This window comes from Hymenobacter coalescens, from assembly GCF_054783195.1.
Genome location: NZ_BAAGRA010000005.1, coordinates 118,048 through 140,763, shown reverse-complemented (window position 1 = coordinate 140,763; position 22,716 = coordinate 118,048). Strand labels below are relative to the sequence as shown.

The window sequence follows — 22,716 nt, the reverse complement described above, 5'->3', positions numbered from 1 at the left end:
TCTATCATCAAAACGGCGTGGTGCTGGCGTTGACGGACAGCTTGCGGAAGATGAGCGAGAAGAGGAAGAAGAACAGCGCCGCGTAGATGGCATTCAGCAACGCCAGCCAGTACATATAGGAGTGCGACACCACGTTTTGCCCGTTTACCTGGGCTATAACGATGATGAAGGCGATGATGGCATTGACCACCAGCAAAATCGACCAGTGGCTGGGGCGGCTGAACGTGGCCACGCGCATCCAGCGGTTGATAACCAGGTAGAACAGCACCAGCAGCGCCAGGGTCACGCCCAGGTTCAGCAGGCCAATGTTGGGGAAGATAACCTCGCGGTAGACGGGGGTTTCGGAAGGCGGCTGGGGTGAGCCGATGACTTCGTAGAGGGCGCGAAAAAAGCCTTTCATGGAGAAGGGGAAGTGAAGCGGTAAGATGCGAGCCGGCCAGCAGACCTGCTGCTCAGTGAGCAGACGGGCTTAGGCTTGGTGCGGCGCCGTCCTCATAGCTAAAGAAATTAATCGGGTTGTACGGCAAGCGGGACGCGCAGCACCTCGGCAGCATTCGTGCCAGCCTGCCGGCCAGCCAGCAGCCGTTGCAGGCCGTCGAGCTGGCGGCTGAGGGCAAACGTCTGAGGTCCAGGCCGGCTGTCGTCGGTGGTCGTCCATTTTTCTACCCAGGCCGGCCGGGCCGCCGGCAAAGCCAGCGTCAGGTCCTGCTTGCTGCGCGGCTTGCTGGTCACGCGCACCGTCACGAAGTGGGAGTACGCCGCTTCGGGGCCGCCGCTGCGCTTGGTCGCGTCGGTGGCGGCTTCCACCTTCACCACTTTGGCCTCGGGCATGTTGCCGCGCAGGGCCAGGTTTTTCTGCAGGTACGCCGGCGCCTGAAACAGCTCCGGCAGCTGGTTGAGGTCGAGGCCGACCACAAACTCGGCGGGCTCCTGCGCCGACGCCTCCTCTATGGCGACGGTGTGCCCGCCGGCGCCGGCCTGCCGGCCGGCATCGGCCACAAACCAGCTGCCCTGGCGGCGGAAGCGGCTGAGCACCGAGCTGGGCACTTCCAGCGCGGGCAGGCCGAAGTGCGCCTGCTCACCCGCCAGGCCCTTCATCAGGGTGGCATCGAACTGCCCAACCAACTCGGCCGGGCCCAGCACCCACATATAGTACGGAATGGGTTCGGAGCAGCAGTTGGGCACCTTGCTCACGCGGCCCTTGATGGCCGGGTAATAAGTCCCCCGGAAATCGGAGGTAAAGCCGTACACCGACACGGCCAGGTCCGGGCGGCTGCGGGCCAGCGCGTCGGCAATGTCGGTGTTGATGTAGGGCACGTCGCCAGCCTTATCAGGCGAGTAGATGAAGTCGGAAACGAGGACGCTTACCGAGCCGTCGGCGAGGTAGCGGTTGGCCACCGTGTCGAGAATGGCCGGAATGCTGGTGCTCTTGGCGGGCTGGCTGATGCCGCGGCGCACCGTTTCGCTCAGGGCGCGGTAAGAATCGGCCTGCGGACGGTCGGCAATGCGGAAATAACGGCGCTGCTCCACGCGGGCGTCGCGCTCCAGGCCCGAGAGCCACTCCGACACCTGCTGCTGAAAGCGGGTGGTACGGGCGTCGGCGCCGGCGGCGGGCATAAAGCCCTGCATGGAACCGGATACTTCCAAAAAGACGTTGACCCGCGGAAAACGAACCTGTTCGCTGCTGGCAGCGGTTTTAGCGGATGCTGCGGGCGTGGCAGGCTTAGAAGCGTCGGGCTTGGGGGCCGGCTGAGCCGGCGTCTCGGCGGAAGTGCCCGCGGCGGGGCTGCCCGTCTCCATATCGGAGCGGGAATAGCAGCCAGCCAGCAGCAAGGCAGCGGCCGGCAGGGTGTGGCGGACGAAGAAGGGAATGCGCATCGATCCGAACATACGCACCGCCACGCGGCGGCGCAATGCAGCGTACTGCCAGGGGGCGTATGAGGTTGCCGCCTCAACGCCGAAATCACAGGAAAATTTTATTTCTCTTTTTTTACTTCCCTTCACTATTCACGTTCCGTAGCCATTCAGCGCATATTCGCCGGTCTAATTACTCGCCATAGTTATAAAACACCCTTTTATTTACCAATCCACTGCTTAGCTGCTTACGTACACCTCATCATCCACCACCAGCCACCGTTAGCATGATTTATACCGTCAGTGATTTTGTGTGCGTGCAGCACGACTGGAACCGGGGTTTGCTGCGCCACCGGTGGAACGGCGTGGAGCGTTTTGCGGGCCTGAGTCTTTTCCAGAGTGTGCACGAGTCGTTGCTCGACCTGGCCGTACAGCACCGCGCCACCAGCTGGCTGGTGGAGCTCAGCGCGGCCCCGCTGAACGTGGAGGACCAGCTTTGGCTGGAGAAAAGCTGGATTCCCTCGCTGGCCGGCACCGATGTGCGCCGCTTGGCCGTGGTGGCCGACGATGCCTACAACCTAATGGTGCTGGAAGGCCTGCTGCCCGTGGGCCACCACAGCCTGCAGCGCATGCTGCAATTTTTTGCCGACCCCACCACCGCGCTGGAATGGCTCACCGGCTCGGGCGCCGCGGCCGAGGAGCTGCAGCAGGAGTGGGAGGAAAACGTGGAGCCCGGCGCCATTTCACTCTGAGCAACAGCGGCGGCTGTCAGTAGCCCGGCCGCCCTACTTGGCATATTCTCAGGGAAGTCCCTCCTGCAGACGTGCACACAACGTCTGCGGGAGGGACTTCTTCTTTAGCCGGTGGTTGGCCTGGGTTGGTGGCTTGCGCCGCTCCCGAACAACCAGGCGCCGCGCAAGCCCCTTAGCTGCCCGTTACCGTGTAATCGATTTCGGTGTTGTCGCCGATGTTCAGGCTGTGGTTCAGGCCCCGAAATGAGGCGTCGGAGCCCACGATGCAGTCGTGCATCACGGCCGAGCGCAGCTCCGAGTACGCGCCGATGATGCTGTTGCGCAGGATGCTGTCCTGAATGATGGTCCGCTCGCCGATGGCTACGTTCGGGCCGATGATGCTGTTGGCAATGTGGCAGTCGCGGGCGATGCTGACGGGCGGAATGATGACCGTGTTCGGAAACGCGTACTCCTCCGTCGGCTGCAGGTGCTCGGGGCGGTTGAGCAACCGGGCATTGGCTTCGAGCAGCGTGTCCTTGCGGCCGCAGTCAAACCAGCTTTCCACCACCCAGGTCGTCATCTCGGCGCCCTGCTCGATCATGAGCATGAGCGCGTCGGTGAGGTAAAACTCGTGCTGGGTGCGGCGGTCTTCCTCGATGATGCGCTCTAGGGCCGAGGCCAGCCAGGCCGGGTTGTCGATGCGGTAGAGGCCCACCAGCGCATAGTTCGACTTCGGGATGCGCGGCTTTTCCACGGCCTTGGTCACGCGGCCGCCGGCGCCGGTTTCCACCACCCCGAAGGCCGAGGGCGTCTTCACCTCCTTCACGGCCAGCACCGTGCCTTCGCGGTGGATAATCTCACGCAGGTCCACGTCGACGATGGTGTCGCCGAGCTGAATGAGGATGGGCTCCTTCTCGTGCTGAAACTTCTCACGGGCCAGCCACAGCGCGTGGCCGATACCTTCACGCGGCTCCTGCACCACGAACTCGGCGCGCAGCTGCGGGTAGCAACGGCGCACGTACCGCTCAATCTTCTCGCCGAGGTAGCCGACGATGAACACGAAGTCCTCGATGCCGGCGGCCACGAGGCGGTCGATGATGTGGCCCAGGATGGGCGTACCCGCCACCGGCACCAGCGACTTGGGCTGCGTGTGGGTGTGCGGCCGCAGGCGCGACCCAATGCCCGCAACGGGGATGATGGCTTTCATTGGCAAGCAGCAGAAAATGAGCGGTGCAAAATAAGGATTCGGCGGCGGAGCGCGAGCTATATAACCGCGCTGCTATGAATCCGTACTTTGCAGCGCAGCCTCGGCCGTATTAACCAGCGGCGGGGCTATTGTTCCCATACTCCAGCTTCTCTCCACATCCCCCCTATTCCAAAACCATGAAACGCTTCCTCCTCTACTTCGCCGCTTTGGTAGTGCTGCTCTCGCAGTCGTCGTGCGGTTACAACACCATGGTTGAGCTCGACCAAAAGGTGAAGGCCCAGTGGGCCAACGTGCAGAACTCCTACCAGCGGCGCTCCGACCTGATTCCGAACCTAGTTAATACCGTGAAGGGAGCGGCCAACTTCGAGAAGTCGACGCTGACGCAGGTGATTGAGGCCCGCGCCAAGGCCACCAGCGTGCAGCTCTCCGCCGACCAGCTCACGCCCGAAAACATCAAGCGCTTCCAGGAGGCGCAAAGCCAGGTGTCGGCCGGGCTGGGCCGTCTGCTGGCCGTATCGGAAAACTACCCCGATCTGAAGGCCAACGCCAACTTCCAGGAGCTGCAGGCGCAGATCGAAGGCACGGAAAACCGCATCAACGTGGAGCGGCAAAAGTTTAACGACGCGACCAACGAGTACAACACGTACGTGCGCTCCTTCCCGAACAACCTTTTCGCGGGCATGTTCGGCTTTCAGCAGAAACCCTACTTCGAAGCCGACGCCAGCGCCCAGAAAGCCCCGACGGTCAACTTTGAGTAATCTGAGTTGCGCGTGGTCAGGTGTCGGTTATCAGTCCTTACGGCTGCCATAACCTGACAACTGACCACGCGCAACAGACAACGAAACGTCTATGATTTCCCCCCTTACGCCCCAGCAGGAACAATCTCTGGTCGAAGCCATCCGGCAGGCGGAGCTGGCTACCTCGGGCGAAATCCGCGTGCACCTGGAAGAAGACTGCCCCACGCCCGAGCCCATGGACCGCGCGGCGCAGGTATTCAGCCAACTGGGCATGCACAAAACCGCGCAGCGCAATGGCGTGCTGTTTTACGTCGCCTGGGCCACCCGGCAGTTTGCCGTCATCGGCGACGCGGGCATCAACGCGGCCGTGCCCGATGATTTCTGGGAGCGGACCAAGGAATTGGTGCTCGATGCCTTCCGCCGGCAGCAGTACGTGCAGGGCCTGCAGCAAGGCATTCAGCAGGCCGGGGAACAGTTGCAGCGCTACTTCCCCTACCACGGCCCCACCGACCAGAACGAGCTGGACGACTCCATTTCTTACGGCGCCCCCAAGCCGCCGCGCCCATGAGCTACCGCCCTTTGCCCGCCCGACGTTTTCCGCTAGCCTGGCTGCTGGTTTTCTGCCTGCTGCTGGTCGGCAGCGCCCGGGCCCAGGAGGTACCGCCGCGCCCCGTGCCGCCGCGCCTCGTCAACGACCTGGCCGACCTGCTGGCCCCCGCGCAGGAGCAGGCGCTGGAGCAGAAGCTGGTGGCGTATAACGACAGCACTTCCTCGCAGCTGGCCATCGTGACGGTGCCCAACCTCGGCGGCGATGAAATAGCCAACTACGCCCAGCGCCTGTTCGAAACCTGGGGCATCGGCCAGGCCGGCAAGAACAACGGCCTGCTGATCTTGGTGGCCCGCGACGAGCACAAGGTCAATATTCACACCGGCTACGGCCTGGAGGGCGCCATTCCCGATGCGCTGGCCAAGCGCATCATCAGCAACGTCATCGTGCCCGCCTTCAAGGCCGAGCAGTACTACGAAGGCCTCGATGGGGCCGTGGACCGCCTCTTCGCCCTGGCCGCCGGCGAGTACAAAGCCGAGCCCCGGGCTTCAGCCGATTACCAGGAAGACGGCGGCAGCGGCTGGACGTTCTGGGTCATCATTGCGCTGCTGGTGCTCTTTCTCATCTTCCGCAACCGCGGCGGAGGGGGCGGCCGGCGCAACCGCGGCTTTGGCGGCGGCTTCTTTCCGCCCATCTTCATGGGAGGCGGCTTCGGCGGCGGCGGCTTTGGCGGCGGCGGAGGTTTCGGTGGCGGCGGCGGAGGCGGCTTCGGCGGCTTCGGCGGCGGCTCATCCGGCGGCGGCGGGGCCTCCGGCAGCTGGTAACCTCCACATCGGGCGCCCAGCCCACTGGCACCAGCCATTCAGCAGCAGGCCCTGCTACCCCGAGCGTCCGCGCCGGAGTAGCAGGGCCTGCTGCTATTAGTCAGGCTGCGTGTGTTTACTGACGAAGTACGATTAAGCGGCGGTGCATGCTGCTTCCTTCCATGTGGGACGCACGCGCAGCTTATAGGCGCTGTTGCTCAGATGGCCCGCAGGCAGCTGCCGAATTTGGTAGCGGATACCAGGACTCGGCTGGTATGTGCGCCGTTTGCGGGCCGCACTGCAGCGGCCTGAACAACGGCGCTGCTACTCCGATTCGTCTGCGTCGTCCGGCGTCGGGGCAGCGGGCACCTGCTGGTACACGGGCAGCGCGTAGAAGGGCCGCAGCAGGCGAATCACGTCCTGGGCATCGGCGACGGCCTCGTGGGCCACCGTCTGATCGTCAAACCGCGCCCGGGCCTTGCAGATGCTCATGGTGGGCAGGCGTGAGTCTTTGCGCCAGTTCAGGTAGAAGGCGGCCGGATCGAGCAGGGCGGGCTCGGCGCGCACCAGACTGCCCCAGCCCGGCAGCTGCCGCAGAAACAGCAGGTCGAACGAGCCGATGTTCTTGCCCGCCAGCGTCACGGCCACGCGGTCTTTCTTATCGGGGCGGAAGCCCTGCGCCAGCAGCCACTCCCGTAGCTGGGGCAGCAGCTCTTCCGCCGTGCACACGTCGGCTTGTTCGGCAGGCGCGTCGGCCAGCTCCTGCAGCAGGCGGGCGTTCAGGGCCAGGGCTCCGGCCGTGCCGATGTACTCGGCATGGCGCACCGCCCGCCGAAACGTGGGCAGCTCCGCGAGCGGCAACAGTCGTTTGGTGTCTTCCACTACGGCCGCCAGCTCGATGATCTGGTGCCGCTCGGGCTGGTTGCCGGTCATTTCGAGGTCGAGAGAAACGTAGCGCATCAGGTCTCCCTACGCGGATTCCCGGGCAGGCGTTAGCAACTCCGAGCAGACGCCAGCGCTCCACAAATTAGTATAGAGGTTTACCAATCAGGAAAATTTGCCAGCCAATAACCGTGTTTACTACTCCAGAAAACAGTCGCAGCGCCTCAAAAGCACCGACTTATGCCCCCTCGCTGCTGGCCGGGGGGCGGCGCGCCGCCCCCCGGCATGAGGGCTACCTCACCACCACGCGCCGCGTAGCCAGGCCCGCGCGGCAGCTCACGCGCAACAGGTACACGCCCGGGGCCAGCCCGGCGGTTTCCAGGCGGAAGCTGGTTTCGGCGGGCGCCAGCGGCAGGGTGCGCACCAGCCGCCCCGCCGCGTCCAGCAGCTCGGCGGCCCGGGGGCCAGCCCCGGCCGGCAGGCGCACGTGCAGCGCGTCGGTGGCGGGCTGGGGCCACACGGCCAGCGCCACGGCCGCCGGGGCGCGCTGGCTCAGCACGCCGCCCACCTCCACCCGCACCACGCCGGCGCCCGGCGGCTGGGCGGCTGGGCCACCCAGGTCGCCACCGCCCAGCAGCAGCTTGCCGTCGGGCTGCACCAGCACGTCCATTGCCGAGCCAGACAGGGCACTACTGTTAAAGCTGTTGTCGGGCTGGCCGCTGGGCAGCAGCCGGTGCAGCGGCCAGAAGCTGGAAGCGCTGTTCCGAAAGCTTCCGGCCAGCAGCAGGCGGCCGTTGGGCTGCTCCACAATGCTGCGCACCCAGTCGCTGCCCGTCAGCAGGCCGGCGGCGCCAGCAAAGCCCGGATCGGGGCTGCCGCCGCTGGTGGGGTAGCGGCGCAGGCTGTAGTCCAAGGCGCCGGTAGTCGGATTGAAGGAATACACGGCCAGCAGCGGCCGGCCCTGCCGGTCGGCCGCAAATGCATCGAGGTAGTCATCCGGGGTGCCGACGGTCACGGGCGCGAAAGACACGTCGGGCATACCCGAAGTCCCAAGGCGGCGCACCCGCGTCAGGCCGCTGAAGTCGCCGGTAATGGCGTACAGCTGGCCGTTGGGCAGCGGGTAGGCATCGAACAGCGCCTCGTTGTTGGGCAGCGAGGGCTGAAACGAGGCATCGGTGGCCCCGCCGGGCAGCAGGCGCCAGACCTGCGTACCGTTGGCCGAACCCGATACCAGCAGCTGCCCACCCGGCAGCGCTTGCAGCCGGCTGATGTACGCGGGGGCGGGGGCCGAAGGCACGAACGCCGGATCGGGGGCGCCGGTGGCCAGCAGCCGGCGCAGCGGCGCCGCAGTCCCGGCGCGGGTCACGAGGTTGCGGCCGCCCACCACCGCGGCATTGGTTCCGCTTTGCCAGGTGGCCGCCTCCACCACGAAGCTCACGGCGGCCCGCCGCGCGAAGGCCGTATCGAGGCTACCGCCGGTGGTCAGGCGCAGCAGGTTGCCCACGGGCTGGCCGCTGCAGCGCGTAAACTGCCCGCCCACCAGCACCTGCCCGTCGGGCTGCAGCAGCGTGGCCTGCACCTGCCCCGGGCTCAGCAGCTCCGGATCGAAGGCAGCGTTGTAGGCGCCGTTGGCGTCGAGCATGACCAGCTGCCGGGGCTGGCGCAGATCGGCCGGGTTGGGGTACACCGGCTGGCTCAGGCCCACGAGCACGCGGCCGTCGGGCTGCACGGCCACGTCGGCACCGCTTCCGCCCAGAAAAGCCGGGGCACTGAAGCCCACGTCCAGCTGCCCCGAGGCCAGCACGCGCACGGCCGCTGTGCCCCCGGTCACGCCAAACTGCCCGGCCGCCAGCAGCTGCCCGCCGGCCGTGAACAGCAAGCGGGTGGCCGTACCGGTGATGGTGCTGCTGGCCAGGTCGGAAGAGCCATCGGACAGCAGGCGCCGCAACGTGCCCAACGAGCCGACCCACACGCGGCCGTCGGGCTGCAGGGCCAGGCTATACACCCAGTTGCCGTTTAGGCCCGTGGGCACGAAGCTGGCATCGACGGCGCCGTCGGCCTGCAGGCGCACCAGCGCCAGCGCCGCGCTCGTACCGTTAACCGCGTTGAAGCGCCCGGCGGCCAGCAGGCGGCCGTCGGGCTGCACGGCCAGGTCCAGTATCTCCGCGTTGCCGCTGAAGGTGGGGCCGGTAAAGGAGTTGTCGAGGGCGCCGGTGGGCAGCAGACGCACCAGCTGGCTTACCGTGCGGCCGCTAAAGCTTGTGAACCGGCCACCCACCAGGATTTTGCCATCTGGCTGCTCGGCCAGGGCCTGCCGCCCGAAGGAAGAATTGGGCCCGGTGCCCGCGTCGAAGGTCGGGTCCACGCTGCCGTCGGCGTTCAGGCGCACCAGCCCGCGGCGCGTCAGCCCCTGCCCCACGAAGCTGCCGCTCACCTGCACCAGCAGCTGGCCGTTGCGCAGCACCAGCAGGTTTTGCGGGCTCCAGCTGTAGCCGCTCAGGTTCTGGGCGAAGGCCTGGTCCACGTTGCCGCCGGCGTCGAAGCGCGCCAGCCCGGCCAGGAGCTGCTGGTTGACTAGGCGGAAGCTGCCCAGCACCAGGCGGTGCCCGCTGGGCAGCGCCACCACGCGAGAGACAGGGGCCGGCGCCCACAGGTCATTAAGCTGAAAGGTGGGGTCGAGGCTTTGGGCGGCGAGGCTGGGGGCCTGGCTCAGGGCGAGCAATAGCAGGCCGCAACGGGCCGAAGTGCGTAACCAGTGTGTCATAGACCGAGGAGATTGAGAAAACTACAGTGGCTTGAATATAGACGCCGGCGGCGTACCGGCCCGCGCCGCGCTTACTCCAGCAGGACCCGCCGCGTTACCGGCCCGTCGGCGTAGTCGGCGCGCAGCAGGTACAGGCCGCGCGGCAACCCGCGCACGTCCACCGTGGCCTCGGACGGGCGTGTGGTGGCAGCTGTGCGCACCGGTCGGCCCAGCGCATCGAGCAGCACCAGCCGCTGCGGTTGGCGGGCCAGGCGCACCCGGAGCACGTCGTGGGCGGGGTTAGGGTAGGCTTGCAGGCGGGCCTCGGCGGCCGGGGCTTTGGCCGCCGTCACCGTCGGGGCGCGCAAACTCAGCAGGCTCAGGCTCGAATAGTTGTTGAGCTCGGTAAAGCTGCCGCCGAGCAGCAGCGCCCCATTGGGCTGCTCCAGCACCGCTCCGATCCAAGTGCCCGCGTTGCTGGGCGCCACGGCCACGTCTATGTCGGGTAGGCCGTCGGGCCGCAGGCGGTACAGGTAGGAGGACCCGCCCGTGGCCGGCCGCGCGCCGTTCACCAGCAAATGGCCATCGGCCTGCTGAAACAGGCGGTTCGGCGCCAACGCGCCGTTCATGCGCACCAGGGGCGTAAACGTCGGGTCCATCGAGCCGTCGGGCAGCAGGCGCACCAGGTGGTAGCTGTCGCCGCCGATCAGCAGCTGCCCAGCCACCAGCACCTGGCCGCCGGGCTGCAGGGCCAGGCCGTAAATGATGTTGGTGCCGCTGCCCGGGTACCGAAAGCTCGGGTCGGGGCCGCCCGAGGCCTGCAGGCGGTAGAGCTGCGAACCGCCCACGAGCACTTTGCCATCGGGCTGCACGGCCAGCTGCCGCGCATCGCCGGGATTGGCCTGGCCGTTCCAGGCCGTATTGACCGTGCCCCCGGCATTTACCATCACCACCGGCGCCAGGCTGTTGCCGCTGGCATCGTAGAAGGCGCCCGCCACCAGCACGCCGCCGTTGGCCAGGGGCACCACGCTGTTGACCGTGGGCGAGCGGGTGGTGGGGGGCGGCGTCGGGAAGGGCACAAACTGCGCATCGGGGTAGCCGCTGGCGGCCAGGCGGGCCAGCCCGGCGGCCACCACGGGCCCCACGGCGCGGAAAGAGCCGCCGATGAGCAGCTCGCCGGAGGCCAGCACCCGCACCGTGCCCACCGCGCCATCGACGTTGCAGCGCTGGTTGAACAGCGTGTCGGGCTCCCCGTTGGCGTGCAGCCGGCCCAGGTTGTCGGCGGGGTAGCCGTTGAGCCAGCTGAAGGTGCCACCCACCAGGATTTTGCCGTCGGGCTGCAGGGCCAGGGCCCCCACGGAGCCCAGCGTGCCGATCTGGGGGCGGAAGCTCCGCAGGAAATGGCCGTCGGCGTCCAGCTCAAATAGGGAGCCGGCCTGCCCGCCCAGGCGGTAGAAGTTGCCGCCCACCAGCCAGTGCCCGTTGGGCAAGGGCTGCAGCGTTTCCACCGAGCCGTAGTCCGGCACGACGCCCGCGTTGGTCAGCCCGAAGCTCGTATCCAGCGCGCCGTTGGCGAGCAGGCGTTGCACCGGCCGGGCGCTGTAGCTGCCCGCGTTGAGCACGATGCGGCCGTCGGCCAGCAGGTGCAGCCGCTCGTTGTCGGTGTTGCCGAAGCATTCCAGGCCGGCGGGCGGCTGAAAGCCGGGGTCGGGCGCGCCGGTAGCCGTCAGGCGCAGCAGGCCACCGCGCCGGCCGCCGAACTCGTTTACTGCGCGGCCGCCCACCAGAATCTTACCGTCGGGCTGCACGGCCAGCGCCCGGACCACGGTGCCGCCGCTGGTGGAGTTGTCGGTGCCGGCGGCGGCCGCAAACGTGGGGTCCAGCTGCCCGTTGGGCTGCAGGCGCACCAGGTCCCGGGCGGGCGTCACGAAGTCGCCGCCCACCAGGAGCTTGCCGTCGGGCTGTACGGCCAGGGCCCACACGCTCGCCGTGAACGGACTGCTGACGGCCGCCGGCTGAAACGACGGGTCCAGCGCCCCGTCGGGCAGCAGCCGCACCAGGCCGCCGAAGCCCGAGCCGTTGAAGGCCGTAAACGAGCCGCCCACCAGAATTTTGCCGTCGGGCAGCACCAGCGTCTTGTTCAGGTACCCGCCGGTGCTCACGCCCGCGTCGAAGCTCGGATCGGGCGTGCCGTCGGCCAGCAGGCGCATCAGGTTGCGGCGCCGCAGCGTGGGCGTGATAATGTCGCCGTTGCCGATGAGCAGGAGCTTGCCGCCGGGCAGCGGCCGGATGGAGGGGTTGTTGCCGTCGAACGTAGCTCCGCCCAGCCGCTGCATGAATGCGTAATCGAGCCCGCCGCCGGGCAGGTACCGGATAACCTGGGCCACCGGCGAGTTTTCGGCCAGCGTAAACTGCCCCACCACCACGCGCCCGCCGTCGGGCTGCTGGAGCACCTGCGTCACGCCGCCGGCCTGCGTCACGTCGCCGGGCCGGAACGTGGGGTCGATAACCTGCGCCGTGGCGGCGGCCGTCAGCGTCAGCGCCACGGCCAGAAGGGTAATTATTCTTTTCACAATCGCAGCAAGGCTATGAATCAACGTAATCCGGGACCGATGCAACGGCCGGCAGCTCAAAAATAGGCAGCCGCTCCGGGCTTTTAACCACCGCCTGACCCGGAAAAAGCGCCGCCAAGACGCGGCGGGGCCGCCCCGCCGCATCCTGGCTTGGATATTTTGGGCGCGGCCCCGTACACTCCTTGTTGCACCCGCCGCCCGGCTTAGAAGCTGGGCGGCATCCGCTACTTTCGCCTCCGTATGTCCGACGCTCCCAAAAAACTCTTCCTGCTCGACGCCTTCGCGCTGATTTACCGCTCGCACTTCGCGTTCAGCAAAAATCCCCGCATCAACTCCAAGGGCCTGAACACCGGGGCCATTCTGGGCTTCACCAACACGCTGGTAGAGGTGCTGCAGAAGGAGAAGCCCACGCACATCGGCGTGGCGTTCGACGCGGCCAAGAAGACCTTCCGCCACGAGCAGTACGCCGACTACAAGGCCCACCGGCAGGCCATGCCCGAGGACATCGGCGTGGCCATTCCCTACATCAAGCAGATCATCACGGCCTTCCGCATTCCCATTTTGAAGGTGGATGGCTTCGAGGCCGACGACGTCATTGGCACGCTGGCCCAGCAGGCCGAGCGGGAAGACTTCGACGTGTACATGATGACGCCCGACAAGGACTACTGCCAGCTCGTGACGGACCGCATCAAGCAGTACCGCCCCGCCTTCATGGGCAACGCGGCCGAGGTCATTGACGTGGAGCGCGTGCGCGAGAAGTTCGGCGTGGAGCGCGTGGAGCAAGTTATCGACATCCTGGGGCTGATGGGCGACGCGTCGGACAACATCCCGGGCATTCCGGGCATCGGCGAGAAAACGGCCAAGACGCTCATCGAAAAGTTCGGCTCGGTAGAAAACCTGATTGCCAACGTCGACCAGCTCAAGGGCAAGCAGCGCGAAAACGTGGAGCAGTACGCTCAGCAGGGCCTCATGAGCAAGGAGCTGGCCACCATCCACACCTCCGTGCCCATCGACTTCCGGGCCGAGGAGCTGGCGCTGGAAAAGCCCGACGGCCACGCCCTCAAGACCCTGTTTGAGGAGCTGGAATTCCGCCAGCTGGCCGCCCGCATCCTGGAAGACGCCGGCCGGCCCGGCGCGGCCCCGGGCAGCGGCGGCACCCGCGGCGCCCGGCGGCCCAAGGTCGCGGCCGGCGGCCCGGGCCTGTTCGACTCGGCCGACGACGCGGTGAAACGCACGGCCGAAGGCGCCGACTCCGACGAAATCGAACTGGACGAGCCGGAGTTCGTGGGCTCGCGCCGCACCCTCGACGACGTGCCCCACCAGTACCACCTCGTCGACTCGCCGGGCGCCCGCAAAAGCTTGGTGCAGTTCCTGGTCAAGCAAAAGGAAGTCAGCTTCGACACCGAAACCACAGGACTGGATACGATGACGGCCCGGCTGGTGGGCCTCTCCTTCTGCTGGCGCCAGGGCGAGGCCTACTACGTGCCCGTGCCCCCCGGCCCCGACGACGTGGAAGCCGCGCAGGCCATCGTGGACGAGTTCCGCCCCTTCTTCGATGCCGAGCAGGTGACCAAGATCGGCCAGAACATCAAGTACGACCTGAGCATCCTCAAGCACTACGGCGTGCGGGTGCGCGGGCCCCTGTTCGACACCATGCTGGCCCACTACCTGCTGGAGCCCGACATGCGCCACAACATGGATGTGCTGGCTGAAACCTACCTGCACTACTCCCCCATCAGCATCCTGGAGCTGATTGGGCCCAAGGGCAAAAACCAGAAAACCATGGGCGACATTCCGCCCGCCGAGGTGAAGGACTACGCCTGCGAGGACGCCGACGTGACCCTGCAGCTCAAGCACGTGTTTGAGCCGCGCCTGGAAGCCCAGGGCCTGCTGCCGCTGCTCAACGACGTGGAAAACCCGCTGGTGCCGGTGCTGGCCGACGTGGAGTACGAGGGCGTGCGCATCGACGCCTCTGCCCTGGCCGAGTACTCCGGCACCCTGCAGGGCTACATCACCGAAACGGAGGAGCAGATTTTCAAGATCAGCGGGGAGCCGTTCAACATCGGCTCGCCTAAGCAGCTCGGCGAAGTGCTCTTCGACAAGCTACAGATCGGCGGCAAGCCTAAGAAAACCAAGACCGGGCAGTACGCCACCGGCGAGGAAATCCTGAGCGTGCTGGCCGCCGAGCACCCCATTGCGGCGCTCATTCTGGAGCACCGCCAGCTCACCAAGCTCAAGAGCACCTACGTGGACGCGCTGCCGCAGCTGGTGTGCGCGCTGGACGGCCGCATTCACACTTCCTTCAACCAGGCGGTGACGGCCACCGGCCGCCTCTCCAGCACCAACCCCAACCTGCAGAACATCCCGATCCGGACGGAGAAGGGCCGCGAAATCCGCCGGGCCTTCGTGCCGCGCGACCAGGACCACATCCTGGTGGCGGCCGACTATTCGCAGATCGAGCTGCGCATCATGGCCTCGTTCTCGCAGGACCCGACGATGATCGAGTCGTTCCGGCAAGGCATCGACATCCACACGAGCACGGCCAGCAAGATTTTCAACGTGCCGCTGGAGCAAGTCGACTCCGACATGCGCCGCAAGGCCAAGACGGCCAACTTCGGCATCATCTACGGCATTTCGGCCTTCGGGCTGGCCCAGCGCCTGAGCATCGGCCGCAAGGAAGCCACCGAGCTGATCGAGGCCTACTTCGCCGAGTTTCCGGCCGTGAAGGAGTACATGGACGAGAGCATCCGCAAGGCCCGCGACCTGGAATACGCCGAAACCCTGCTGGGCCGCCGCCGCTACCTGCGCGACATCAACTCGCGCAACGCCACGCTGCGCGGCTACACTGAGCGCAACGCCATCAACGCCCCTATTCAGGGCACCGCGGCCGACATCATCAAGGTGGCCATGATCCGCATCCACGAATGGCTGGAGCGGGAAAAGCTGGGCACCCGTATGATTCTGCAGGTGCACGACGAATTGGTGTTCGACGCGCCCAAGGAGGAAGTGGAGCTCATTCAGCCCCACCTGCGCGAGCTGATGATCAACGCCCTGCCCCTGCAGGTGCCCATGGAAGTGGAAATCGGCACCGGCACCAACTGGCTGGAAGCGCACTAACCCCGGAAAACGCAACGGCCCCGCCAGCTGGCGGGGCCGTTGCGTAGGTGGCTAATTCACGTTGCGGCCGCAGCCGATCAGAAAGCCGTGTAGGTGAAGTTGTAGGTGTAAAAGTTGTTGCCGAACGTGTCGGTAAAGCGCAGCTTCAGGGTGGTGTAGCTCAGGCTCACGAGGTCGTACGTGCGGACCTGGCCGCTCAGTCCCATGCGCAGCGTGCTCGAGGAGGCAAAGTTCCAGGCAAAAGGAATGGAGGCCGGCTCGTTCGGGTCGCATTTGAGCACGCCTGCTTCCTGCAAGGCAATGCCGTTGCGCTGAAAGCGCAGGAAGTCATCCTTTTCGCAGGCCGCCAGCGTGGCGTACAAGTCCGTGGTAGCGGTGCCGTTTGCCGTGGAAGTCACGGCCGTGAGGCGCCAGCGGCGGCCGGTCAGCAGCCGGGTGGGGTCGTTGACGTCGATGCCGGTTCTAGCGTAGCGGTAGTCGCGGACGACCGTGGTACCGCCGCTGCTCCGGCTGGTCCGCAGCCGCAACGCCGAGGCCGTTGCCTCCTGCACCGCGTATTCCACCGGGCTGCCCGTCTGCGGGTCGGTAATGGTTAAGGTGTTCTGGTCGGCGCTCAGCGCCCAGCGGCCGGCGCGGGCCGCCGCCGCCGTGCAGGCCAGCGCTCCACCCTCGTATTCCAGCGTTTTATCCGATCGAAAACGCAGAAAGTCGTCGTGCTGGCACAGCTCATAGGTTTCCAGCACGTCGGTACTGGTGCCGGCCGGCGCAACCGTTTCCTCGTCGCCCACCAGGTACCAGGTATCGGTCGTGAGCAGCTGTTCACGCGGGGTCAGCGCCGGCTCGGGTTGTTCCTTGGATTTCTGCTCGCAGCCGGCCAGGCTGACCGCGGCCCAGGCCAACAGGCCCCATACCGTACTTTTCATAGAGACACTGGCTATAGGTGGCTGCTTTGTACCAATTGCAAGTATACCTATTGGATGCCGTTACGCTGCTAAGGCCGGGCACTTACTCAGGGGGCGCTGCACCTCGGCAGGTACCGGTGCAAGCGGCAAGCAAGCCTGGCACCAACCCACCAAACGCAACACGGCCCACCGAAACCGGTGGGCCGTGTTGGTTGTGGCAGTACCGCTTCGTATTAGAAGGAGGTAAACGTGGTTTCGGTGGTGTAGGAAGAGCCTTGAGCGCTTACCGAGTACTTCACCTTCAACGTGCTGGCGTTCAGCTCGACGATGTCGTAAACCAGCGACAGGCCCAGGTCCGGGTCGGTCAGCGTCAGCTTGGTCTGGTCGCTGTTGAAGTCCCAGGCGCCCGTCTCCGTCTGCGGATCAGCGGTGTTGCACTTGGTAGCACCTTCGTTGAACTCCACCTTTTTGTCGGCCAGGAATTTCACGAAGTCATCCTTTTCACAAGCCCCGAAGGTGGCGTACTCGTCCGAAGAGGTCGTCTGGCCACCGGTCGTGACGGTTTCGCGCGCGGCCGTTACGCGCCAGCTTTTGGCCGTCAGCAGCTCGGTCTTGGTTTTAGGCTTTTCCTCGTCCTTTTTGCAGGCCGAGAAGGTGCAGGCCACAGCCAGCATAGCGAGTAAAGAAATGCGTTTCATTAAAGAGAGTGGAGGTGGTGAAAAATAAAACACGGCGAAATGCGCTGGTACAGGCATATAGCTCGAAAGCCAGTAAATAACCTCATAACACAAATCGACCAGCCAAATTTACAATGAGCCGGAATATTGCCATCATTTTCCGTGTCAAAAACAAAACTTTTTTTCGTGGACTCGGTTTAAGGCCGGTTGTTCAGTTCGACGTAGCAAGGGGCCGTGTGAAGAAGCCCGTAACCGTTCCGCTACGGCGGCTGGTAACATCCGGGCAGGCTTTGCGCTTAATGGCTTAGTATGCGTATTCTTGACATGGCAGCTGCCCCTTCCTACGACGCCGTTGTGATTGGCGCCGGGCCCGTGGGCCTGGCCTGCGCCATCGAGATTCAGCGGCGCGGCCTCACCGTGGCCGTCGTCGACAAAGGCGCGCTGGTCAACTCCCTGATCGGCTACCCCACCAACATGGAGTTCTTCTCCACGCCTGAGCTGCTCGAAATCGGGGGCCACCCCTTCGTGACGGCCAACTACAAGCCCCACCGCGAGGAAGGCCTCGACTACTACCAGCGCGTGGCCCGGGCCGAAAACCTCACCCTGCGCCTCTACGAGCGGGTGACCGGCCTGACCGGGGGGCCCGGCGCCTACCGCGTACTCACCGATAAGGCCGAACTAGCGGCCCGCTACGTGGTGGTGGCCACGGGCTTCTACGACGTGCCGGTGCTGCTGAACGTCCCCGGCGAGGACCTGCCCCACGTCAGCCACTACTACAAGGAGCCCTACCAGCACGCCGGCCAGCGGGTGCTCGTCATCGGGGCCAAAAACTCGGCGGCCAAGGCGGCGCTGGCGCTTACCCGGGCCGGGGCCCAGGCCACGCTGGTGGTGCGCGGCGCCGAGCTGAGCGCGTCGGTGAAGTACTGGATCCGCCCCGACCTGCTCAACCGCATTGCCGAAGGGCGCATCGCGGCGCACTACCACACCACCGTGCAGGCCATTCGGCCCGGCGAGGCTGATCTGCTCACGCCCGCCGGCCCGCTCACCGTGGCGGCCGATTACGTGTATGCCCTCACCGGCTACCGCCCCGACTACGGCCTGCTGCAGGCCCTGGGCATCAGCACCCAGCCCGATGATGCCTGCACCCCGACCTATGATCCGGCCACCTTCGAAACCAACCGCCCCGGCGTGTACTTAGCCGGCACCGTGTGCGGGGGGCTCAACACCAGCCGCTGGTTTATCGAGAACGGGCGCCACCACGCCCGCGTCATTGCCGACCACCTGGCGGCGCAGTAACCCGCTAAACCGACCGCCGCGGCCCCGCACGAATGCGAAGCCGCGGCGGGGGCTAACTGCAACGGGCCCGGCAGGATGGTTTACTGCTTGGAGTACGTGAACGTGAAGGTGTAACGGACGCCGCCTTCCGTGCGGGAACCAGACGTTTTCAGGGTGTTTTCATCCAGCTCGATGACGTCGTAGGTGCTGTTGCCCAACACTTCCAGCTCGGTGCGCAGCACTTTGTCTTCGTTGCTGAACGACCATTTGCCGTTGTATACCTGCCGGGTGTTGTTCGGGGAACGGGTCGGGCCTTCGTCCTGCCGACACACGTCCGGCTTCTCAAAACGGTAGATGTCGTCGCGGTCGTAGCTGGGCATCACCTCGTTGTAGAAGTCAGTGGCTTGGCGGTTGCCGGCTACGGGCCAGCCGGGGCTGACGGTACAGGCCGTCATCTTCCAGTCCTTGCCCACGAGCAGGTCGGTGCGGGACTTGGGCTTGGCCGTTTCTTTATCGTCGTCGCAGGCAGAAAGCAGGCTGACGGCGCCCAAGGCAAGCAACAGGGGGAAGCGCAGGGTTTTCATAGCAGTGGTTGGGTTGAGTGGCGTTCAATGACCCTGCAATGTTAGCCCCGGCAATTCACCGATGCATAATTTTAACCAGACACAATTGTGCTACTCCATTGATTGTAGCGTACAGCCGGTAACAATTTTATTATCCCGCACATCACATCTACATGCGAGCTAAGTGACTGATAAAACGCGTTTTGCCAAACAAAAAGCCGCTCCCCCGGCAGGGGAAGCGGCTTACTTGACAGCGAGTTAGCCAAATTACGGGAAAACGATGCCGCGGTACTCGTTCGGGTTCGTGAACGGGATGCTCGTGTTGTAATACTGGTTGATGACACGGATGAACTCGTTGGCCACCACTGCGTAGCCACGGGGCGTCGGGTGCACCCCGTCGAGCGAGAACAGGTTGCCCGACAGAAAACCAGCTGAGTTGACAGTGGCATTGATACCAAAGCCGTTGCCGGCTATACCGCCGAAGAAGGTGTTCATATCAGCCACCGGCACCTTGTACTGGCGGGCCGTTTTGGCAATGATGTTGTTCAGCTGCGTGGTGCGCGTGTTGATAGCCGTCACCTCGGCCGGATCAAGCACAAACTGGCTCGGCAGCGGGTTGGTGGGCGTAGTGCCCACGCCCTGCGCGAACTGCGCCTGCGCGGTGAGCAGAATCAGGTCGTTGGCCGTAGCGGCCCGGGAAGTGGTCGTAGACGTTCCTTCGCGGATATAGAGGGTGGTCAGCGCAGGATTAATGCGCTGGAAGCCGGCCAGCACGTCGGCCAGTCGCACCGTGGTGAAGTAGGGCACATTGGTCACGCTCGGGATGTTGGCCACGATGCCCGGCACGGTACCGTTCTTGGAAATCGTGCGTACGATGTTGCGGTAGCCGCGGCCAAAGCTGGTGGTGTCAGTCAGGTTGCTGAAGGGGTTCAGCTGGTCCACAATGGCACCGTTGGTGGCGTAAGTCAACACGTCGTTGTTACCCATCCAGCAGGTAAAGAACGTCGGCGTCTTGCGGCCGACGAACGTTACGTAATCGGTGGCTCCCCGGTCGGCGGCGGGTAGCAGCCGATGGTAAAACTGATTGAGGTTGCCGTAAATCTGCGCAGCTCCGGCCAGTATCGGGTTGGTAGACGCTGTGCGGTCGGAACTCAGCACCGAAATGCCGGGTACGCCCAGGTTGTCGGGTTGGGCGCCGGTCCAGGGACGCAGTTCGGGTGCGCCGGAGCCCAGCGGCGGCGGGGGCAAGCGGTTGCCGGTGTAGGCTACTTTCTGGCCCAGGAAGTTGTTGGCTTGGCTGGGCTGATTGATGATGGGCGAAGGTTGCGCCGGCGGCGTGGGGTTGGTAAAGCCGGTGAACGTGGCGTAGCCCGAGCCGTCGGAGAAGTTCGCGTCGAACAGGGGCAGCACGAAGCCACTCGGTCCACGGCCGGTTTTGGCAAACTGCTGAGCCAGCAGCGCCGGATACGAGTTGTTGATGCCTTCGTTGTACAGACCACCGTCCATGTAACCCGCTGTCAGCGAGTTGCCCACGGCCACGTAGCTGGAAAAATTCAGCGAGCCGGCATCGGCTTTGGGCGCTTCCAACTCGGGCTGGCAGCTGCCCAAGGCCAGGCCCAGCAATGCCAGCGCCGGGGCGCCTTTTTTCAGGATAGTATGCATGATCAGGAGCGCGGAGCGCGAAAATTAGAAGGTGTAGCTGAGCCCCACGCCGGGGATGACGATGTTGGTCTTGTAGGTGCCGGCCACGCGGTCGTTGGCCGTGCCGTTGTTCAGCAGCTCATCGTAGGTCTGCGTGCGCTTCTTGATGCTCACGAACTGCGCCGATACGTCGATGCCGAAATGCTCGCCGACTTTGTAGCTCGCGCCGCCGGTCAGGCCGAGGCGGTCGTTGTCGGGCGTTTCGGGGGTCACAAAGCCGTCTTTCACCGGCGACTCGTCGTAGCTGCCGCCCAGGCGCACGGTCAGCCCGTCCGTTACCTGGTACTGGCCGCCTACGCGGAAGGTCAGTGCGTCCTGGTACTCGCGGCGCGAGGAGCTGACGTTCGAGCCGTTGAGGGGCTGGTTGAAGGTGAACGTCAGGTTCTGGTAGCGGCTCCAGGTGACGTAGTTCACGTCGAAGCCCACGGTGAGCTTTTCGGTGGGCATGATGCCGATGCCGATGGTGGTGGTGGCGGGCAGCGGCAGCGTCACGTCGAACTCCGTAGCGGTAAAGCGCGACTGCAGCGTGGGGGCCACGCCGGTGATGGTCGCGTCGCCGCCTTTCACCGTAGCGTCCACCTTGGAGCGGTGGCTGATGCCGAAGCTCAGCTTGTCGGACGGCTTGAAGTAAATACCGGCGTTCCAGCCAAACTTGGTGTCGGTCTTGCCGTCGAGCTCAATGTGCCCGCCGGCCGGATCCTGAATGTCGCGCTGCAGGTTCACCGCGCCGTAGGCCAGGGCCACCAGCCCGGCGCCGACGCTCAGGTTGTCGGTAATGGCGTAGCTGACGGTGGGCTGCACGAACACGGAAGCCAGGTCGATGCTCGTCAGCGAGGTGCGGCCTTCCCAGCCGTCGGCGTAGTCGAGCTTCGAGCCGAAGGGCGTGTACACGGCCAGGCCGGCCTTCCACTTGCCCTCGGCCGGGCCAAAGCTGGCGTAGGCGTTGAACGGGGTCGTCACGGTGTTGTCCAGCTGGCGCTCCGTGCCGCCGTACTGGGCGCGGAAAGCCGAGCGCGCCAGCGTGGCGTTGGCGCCAATCTGCACGCCCCGCTCGCGGACCATGGCCAGCGCGCCGGGGTTGTAAAACATAGAAGCCTGGTCCAAGGCCAAGCCTGTACCGACGCCACCCATGCCGTTATTCTTCTGCCCGGCCAGCGTTACTTGGAACCCGCCCGCCTGCGCGGCCGTGGTACCCAGCAGGGCACCTCCGGCAAGGAGTAGATATTTTAAGTTCATACCCAAAGGGAAAAGGAAAAAGGGGTTGTGTGAGCTAAATGTAGGGGGGAAAACACGAACAAACAACGCGGCATGCCGAGCATTGGCCCGCCCAAGTGAGTAATCACTTGCGCCCGCTGAACGGCGGCTGGGCGCCAGCGGCCGCTTATCGCGTCAGGATACCGCGCTTTTGCCTGACGCACTGATGATTTGAGCGGTTTCCGGGTGCAGCACCCGGCGGCGGCGCAAATCCAGCTGCTGCCCGGCCACCAGCAGGTGCACCCGCAGATTTTCGCCCGCTACCGGCTCCCCGCGCCCGATGCGGCCCAGGTTGTCGTTGCGCATTTGCCGGCCGTCGACCACCATCACCACCCCGTCGCCGAACACTTCCAGCAGCCGGCTGCCGCGGATGACGACGCCGGTTTCCTGCCCCAGGCCCAGGCCCAGGGCGGCCGGGTGCTGCAGCACCGCGTGGGCCAGCCGCCCGAAGCGGCCGCGCTCGGCGAAGTGCTGATCGATGATGACGCGGGGCAGAAACCCGAAGCCGGGCGCGGTGTGCATGCCGCCTTTGGTGAGGGAGCGGGCGCCGTAGCCGGCCACAATCATGCACGACGACACCACGGAGGCTCCGGCGCTGGTGCCGGCCAGCACAAACTGCGGATCGGCGTAAAAACGGTGGCGCAATACGTCCAGCGCGGGCGTACCCAGCCAGAATTCGGTGATGCGCTCCTGGTCGCCGCCGGTGAAGAACACGGCCCCGGCCTGCTCCAGGCGGCGCAGCGTGGCGGGCTGGTCGCCGGGGTTGCGCTCGTCCACGCGCAGCAGGCCGGCGCGGGCGCAGCCCAGCTCCAGCAGCCCCTCCACGTAGGCCCGGCCGGTTTTGACGGGGGTGCGCGGCGCGGCCGTGCTCACGACTTCCACGGGGCCGGCGCCGGCGGGCAGCTGTTCGCAGAGCAGCGCGAGCAGCGCGTCGTCGTCGCCGCCGCCGAGCAGGATGGCGGTGCCTTTGGGCTGGTGTCGAATGGGAGGCATAGGCAACGCGGGGCTTGAGGGGGCACCCCAGTGGGGAACGGTGCCGGCCAAAACTACGCGGCGGAGCGGAAAAAGGCTGCACCGGGGCGCACCGGCTCCCCTGGCCGAAGCGGCATTGGCCCGGCTTGGCGTGGGCATGGTCCTTTCATCACCCGCT

Annotated in this window: 18 protein-coding genes; 6 read left to right on the top strand and 12 right to left on the bottom strand. The window is 65.5% G+C overall.

The features are described from left to right. Positions 1 to 7: 7 nt before the first annotated feature. Both ACYVKQ_RS05140 and ACYVKQ_RS05135 read right to left on the bottom strand, forming a co-directional pair. Positions 8 to 400 carry a hypothetical protein gene (locus ACYVKQ_RS05140; RefSeq protein WP_460576310.1) on the bottom strand — a complete coding sequence of 131 codons (393 nt, stop codon included), beginning with the start codon at positions 398 to 400 and terminating at the stop codon, positions 8 to 10. A 107-nt stretch (positions 401 to 507) separates the two neighbouring features. After that, the gene (locus ACYVKQ_RS05135) at positions 508 to 1,878 is read right to left on the bottom strand and encodes a hypothetical protein (protein ID WP_460576308.1); all 1,371 of its coding nucleotides are present in this window, start codon (positions 1,876 to 1,878) and stop codon (positions 508 to 510) included. Between the two features lie 263 nt (positions 1,879 to 2,141). On the opposite strand from ACYVKQ_RS05135, the gene ACYVKQ_RS05130 reads away from it, so the two are divergent. Continuing rightward, positions 2,142 to 2,606: a hypothetical protein gene (locus ACYVKQ_RS05130; RefSeq protein ID WP_460576306.1), complete on the top strand. Its 465-nt coding sequence runs from the start codon at positions 2,142 to 2,144 to the stop codon at positions 2,604 to 2,606. Between the two features lie 172 nt (positions 2,607 to 2,778). Here the strand turns inward: ACYVKQ_RS05130 and ACYVKQ_RS05125 are convergent, their stop codons facing one another. Then, complete coding sequence (locus tag ACYVKQ_RS05125) at positions 2,779 to 3,792, bottom strand: sugar phosphate nucleotidyltransferase (RefSeq protein WP_460576304.1); 1,014 nt, start codon at positions 3,790 to 3,792, stop codon at positions 2,779 to 2,781. Positions 3,793 to 3,968: 176 nt separating this feature from the next. Here ACYVKQ_RS05125 and ACYVKQ_RS05120 point away from each other — a divergent pair, with 176 nt between their 5' ends. The 3 genes from ACYVKQ_RS05120 (at position 3,969) to ACYVKQ_RS05110 (ending at position 5,900) form a co-directional block, all read left to right on the top strand. Continuing rightward, positions 3,969 to 4,550 (top strand): LemA family protein, encoded by a 582-nt coding sequence (locus ACYVKQ_RS05120; protein ID WP_460576302.1) that lies wholly within the window; start codon positions 3,969 to 3,971, stop codon positions 4,548 to 4,550. 91 nt (positions 4,551 to 4,641) lie between these two features. Beyond that, the gene (locus ACYVKQ_RS05115; protein WP_460576300.1) at positions 4,642 to 5,097 is read left to right on the top strand and encodes a TPM domain-containing protein; all 456 of its coding nucleotides are present in this window, start codon (positions 4,642 to 4,644) and stop codon (positions 5,095 to 5,097) included. Next, positions 5,094 to 5,900, top strand: coding sequence for a TPM domain-containing protein (locus tag ACYVKQ_RS05110; protein ID WP_460576298.1), 807 nt, complete (start codon positions 5,094 to 5,096; stop codon positions 5,898 to 5,900). Before ACYVKQ_RS05115 ends, ACYVKQ_RS05110 begins: the two co-directional genes overlap by 4 nt. Positions 5,901 to 6,203: 303 nt before the next feature. Here ACYVKQ_RS05110 and ACYVKQ_RS05105 read toward each other — a convergent pair whose 3' ends face one another. From ACYVKQ_RS05105 to ACYVKQ_RS05095, 3 genes are all read right to left on the bottom strand, one after another. After that, positions 6,204 to 6,839, bottom strand: coding sequence for a 3'-5' exonuclease family protein (locus ACYVKQ_RS05105; RefSeq protein WP_460576296.1), 636 nt, complete (start codon positions 6,837 to 6,839; stop codon positions 6,204 to 6,206). 214 nt (positions 6,840 to 7,053) lie between these two features. After that, positions 7,054 to 9,525, bottom strand: coding sequence for a two-component regulator propeller domain-containing protein (locus ACYVKQ_RS05100; RefSeq protein WP_460576294.1), 2,472 nt, complete (start codon positions 9,523 to 9,525; stop codon positions 7,054 to 7,056). Positions 9,526 to 9,596: 71 nt separating this feature from the next. Beyond that, complete coding sequence (locus tag ACYVKQ_RS05095) at positions 9,597 to 12,077, bottom strand: T9SS type A sorting domain-containing protein (RefSeq protein ID WP_460576292.1); 2,481 nt, start codon at positions 12,075 to 12,077, stop codon at positions 9,597 to 9,599. Positions 12,078 to 12,317: 240 nt separating this feature from the next. Between ACYVKQ_RS05095 and polA the strand changes: the two genes are divergently transcribed. Next, complete coding sequence (gene polA, locus ACYVKQ_RS05090) at positions 12,318 to 15,194, top strand: DNA polymerase I (RefSeq protein ID WP_460576290.1); 2,877 nt, start codon at positions 12,318 to 12,320, stop codon at positions 15,192 to 15,194. 77 nt (positions 15,195 to 15,271) lie between these two features. On the opposite strand, the gene ACYVKQ_RS05085 is transcribed toward polA, so the two are convergent. Beyond that, positions 15,272 to 16,117, bottom strand: a complete 846-nt coding sequence (locus ACYVKQ_RS05085; protein ID WP_460576288.1) for a hypothetical protein — start codon at positions 16,115 to 16,117, stop codon at positions 15,272 to 15,274. Positions 16,118 to 16,329: 212 nt separating this feature from the next. Then, the gene (locus tag ACYVKQ_RS05080; protein WP_460576286.1) at positions 16,330 to 16,794 is read right to left on the bottom strand and encodes a hypothetical protein; all 465 of its coding nucleotides are present in this window, start codon (positions 16,792 to 16,794) and stop codon (positions 16,330 to 16,332) included. Between the two features lie 303 nt (positions 16,795 to 17,097). Between ACYVKQ_RS05080 and ACYVKQ_RS05075 the strand changes: the two genes are divergently transcribed. Beyond that, the gene (locus ACYVKQ_RS05075; RefSeq protein ID WP_460576285.1) at positions 17,098 to 18,069 is read left to right on the top strand and encodes a YpdA family putative bacillithiol disulfide reductase; all 972 of its coding nucleotides are present in this window, start codon (positions 17,098 to 17,100) and stop codon (positions 18,067 to 18,069) included. Positions 18,070 to 18,149: 80 nt separating this feature from the next. On the opposite strand, the gene ACYVKQ_RS05070 is transcribed toward ACYVKQ_RS05075, so the two are convergent. From ACYVKQ_RS05070 to ACYVKQ_RS05055, 4 genes are all read right to left on the bottom strand, one after another. Next, a complete protein-coding gene (locus ACYVKQ_RS05070) occupies positions 18,150 to 18,632 on the bottom strand; it encodes a hypothetical protein (protein ID WP_460576283.1) in 483 nt (160 codons plus the stop codon). Positions 18,633 to 18,878: 246 nt separating this feature from the next. After that, on the bottom strand, positions 18,879 to 20,273 hold the full coding sequence (locus ACYVKQ_RS05065; RefSeq protein WP_460576281.1) for an SGNH/GDSL hydrolase family protein: 1,395 nt from the start codon (positions 20,271 to 20,273) through the stop codon (positions 18,879 to 18,881). Between the two features lie 24 nt (positions 20,274 to 20,297). After that, positions 20,298 to 21,548, bottom strand: a complete 1,251-nt coding sequence (locus tag ACYVKQ_RS05060; protein ID WP_460576279.1) for an OmpP1/FadL family transporter — start codon at positions 21,546 to 21,548, stop codon at positions 20,298 to 20,300. A gap of 153 nt (positions 21,549 to 21,701) precedes the next feature. Beyond that, positions 21,702 to 22,559, bottom strand: a complete 858-nt coding sequence (locus ACYVKQ_RS05055) for a cyanophycinase (protein ID WP_460576276.1) — start codon at positions 22,557 to 22,559, stop codon at positions 21,702 to 21,704. Between the last annotated feature and the right edge of the window lie 157 nt (positions 22,560 to 22,716).

Bases quoted from the DNA above. Each gene is read 5' to 3' on its own strand.
- ACYVKQ_RS05140 (WP_460576310.1), bottom strand. From the start codon at position 400: ATGAAAGGCTTTTTTCGCGCCCTCTACGAAGTCATCGGCTCACCCCAG.
- ACYVKQ_RS05135 (WP_460576308.1), bottom strand. From the start codon at position 1,878: ATGCGCATTCCCTTCTTCGTCCGCCACACCCTGCCGGCCGCTGCCTTG.
- ACYVKQ_RS05130 (WP_460576306.1), top strand. From the start codon at position 2,142: ATGATTTATACCGTCAGTGATTTTGTGTGCGTGCAGCACGACTGGAAC.
- ACYVKQ_RS05125 (WP_460576304.1), bottom strand. From the start codon at position 3,792: ATGAAAGCCATCATCCCCGTTGCGGGCATTGGGTCGCGCCTGCGGCCG.
- ACYVKQ_RS05120 (WP_460576302.1), top strand. From the start codon at position 3,969: ATGAAACGCTTCCTCCTCTACTTCGCCGCTTTGGTAGTGCTGCTCTCG.
- ACYVKQ_RS05115 (WP_460576300.1), top strand. From the start codon at position 4,642: ATGATTTCCCCCCTTACGCCCCAGCAGGAACAATCTCTGGTCGAAGCC.
- ACYVKQ_RS05110 (WP_460576298.1), top strand. From the start codon at position 5,094: ATGAGCTACCGCCCTTTGCCCGCCCGACGTTTTCCGCTAGCCTGGCTG.
- ACYVKQ_RS05105 (WP_460576296.1), bottom strand. From the start codon at position 6,839: ATGCGCTACGTTTCTCTCGACCTCGAAATGACCGGCAACCAGCCCGAG.
- ACYVKQ_RS05100 (WP_460576294.1), bottom strand. From the start codon at position 9,525: ATGACACACTGGTTACGCACTTCGGCCCGTTGCGGCCTGCTATTGCTC.
- polA (WP_460576290.1), top strand. From the start codon at position 12,318: ATGTCCGACGCTCCCAAAAAACTCTTCCTGCTCGACGCCTTCGCGCTG.
- ACYVKQ_RS05085 (WP_460576288.1), bottom strand. From the start codon at position 16,117: ATGAAAAGTACGGTATGGGGCCTGTTGGCCTGGGCCGCGGTCAGCCTG.
- ACYVKQ_RS05080 (WP_460576286.1), bottom strand. From the start codon at position 16,794: ATGAAACGCATTTCTTTACTCGCTATGCTGGCTGTGGCCTGCACCTTC.
- ACYVKQ_RS05075 (WP_460576285.1), top strand. From the start codon at position 17,098: ATGGCAGCTGCCCCTTCCTACGACGCCGTTGTGATTGGCGCCGGGCCC.
- ACYVKQ_RS05070 (WP_460576283.1), bottom strand. From the start codon at position 18,632: ATGAAAACCCTGCGCTTCCCCCTGTTGCTTGCCTTGGGCGCCGTCAGC.
- ACYVKQ_RS05065 (WP_460576281.1), bottom strand. From the start codon at position 20,273: ATGCATACTATCCTGAAAAAAGGCGCCCCGGCGCTGGCATTGCTGGGC.
- ACYVKQ_RS05060 (WP_460576279.1), bottom strand. From the start codon at position 21,548: ATGAACTTAAAATATCTACTCCTTGCCGGAGGTGCCCTGCTGGGTACC.
- ACYVKQ_RS05055 (WP_460576276.1), bottom strand. From the start codon at position 22,559: ATGCCTCCCATTCGACACCAGCCCAAAGGCACCGCCATCCTGCTCGGC.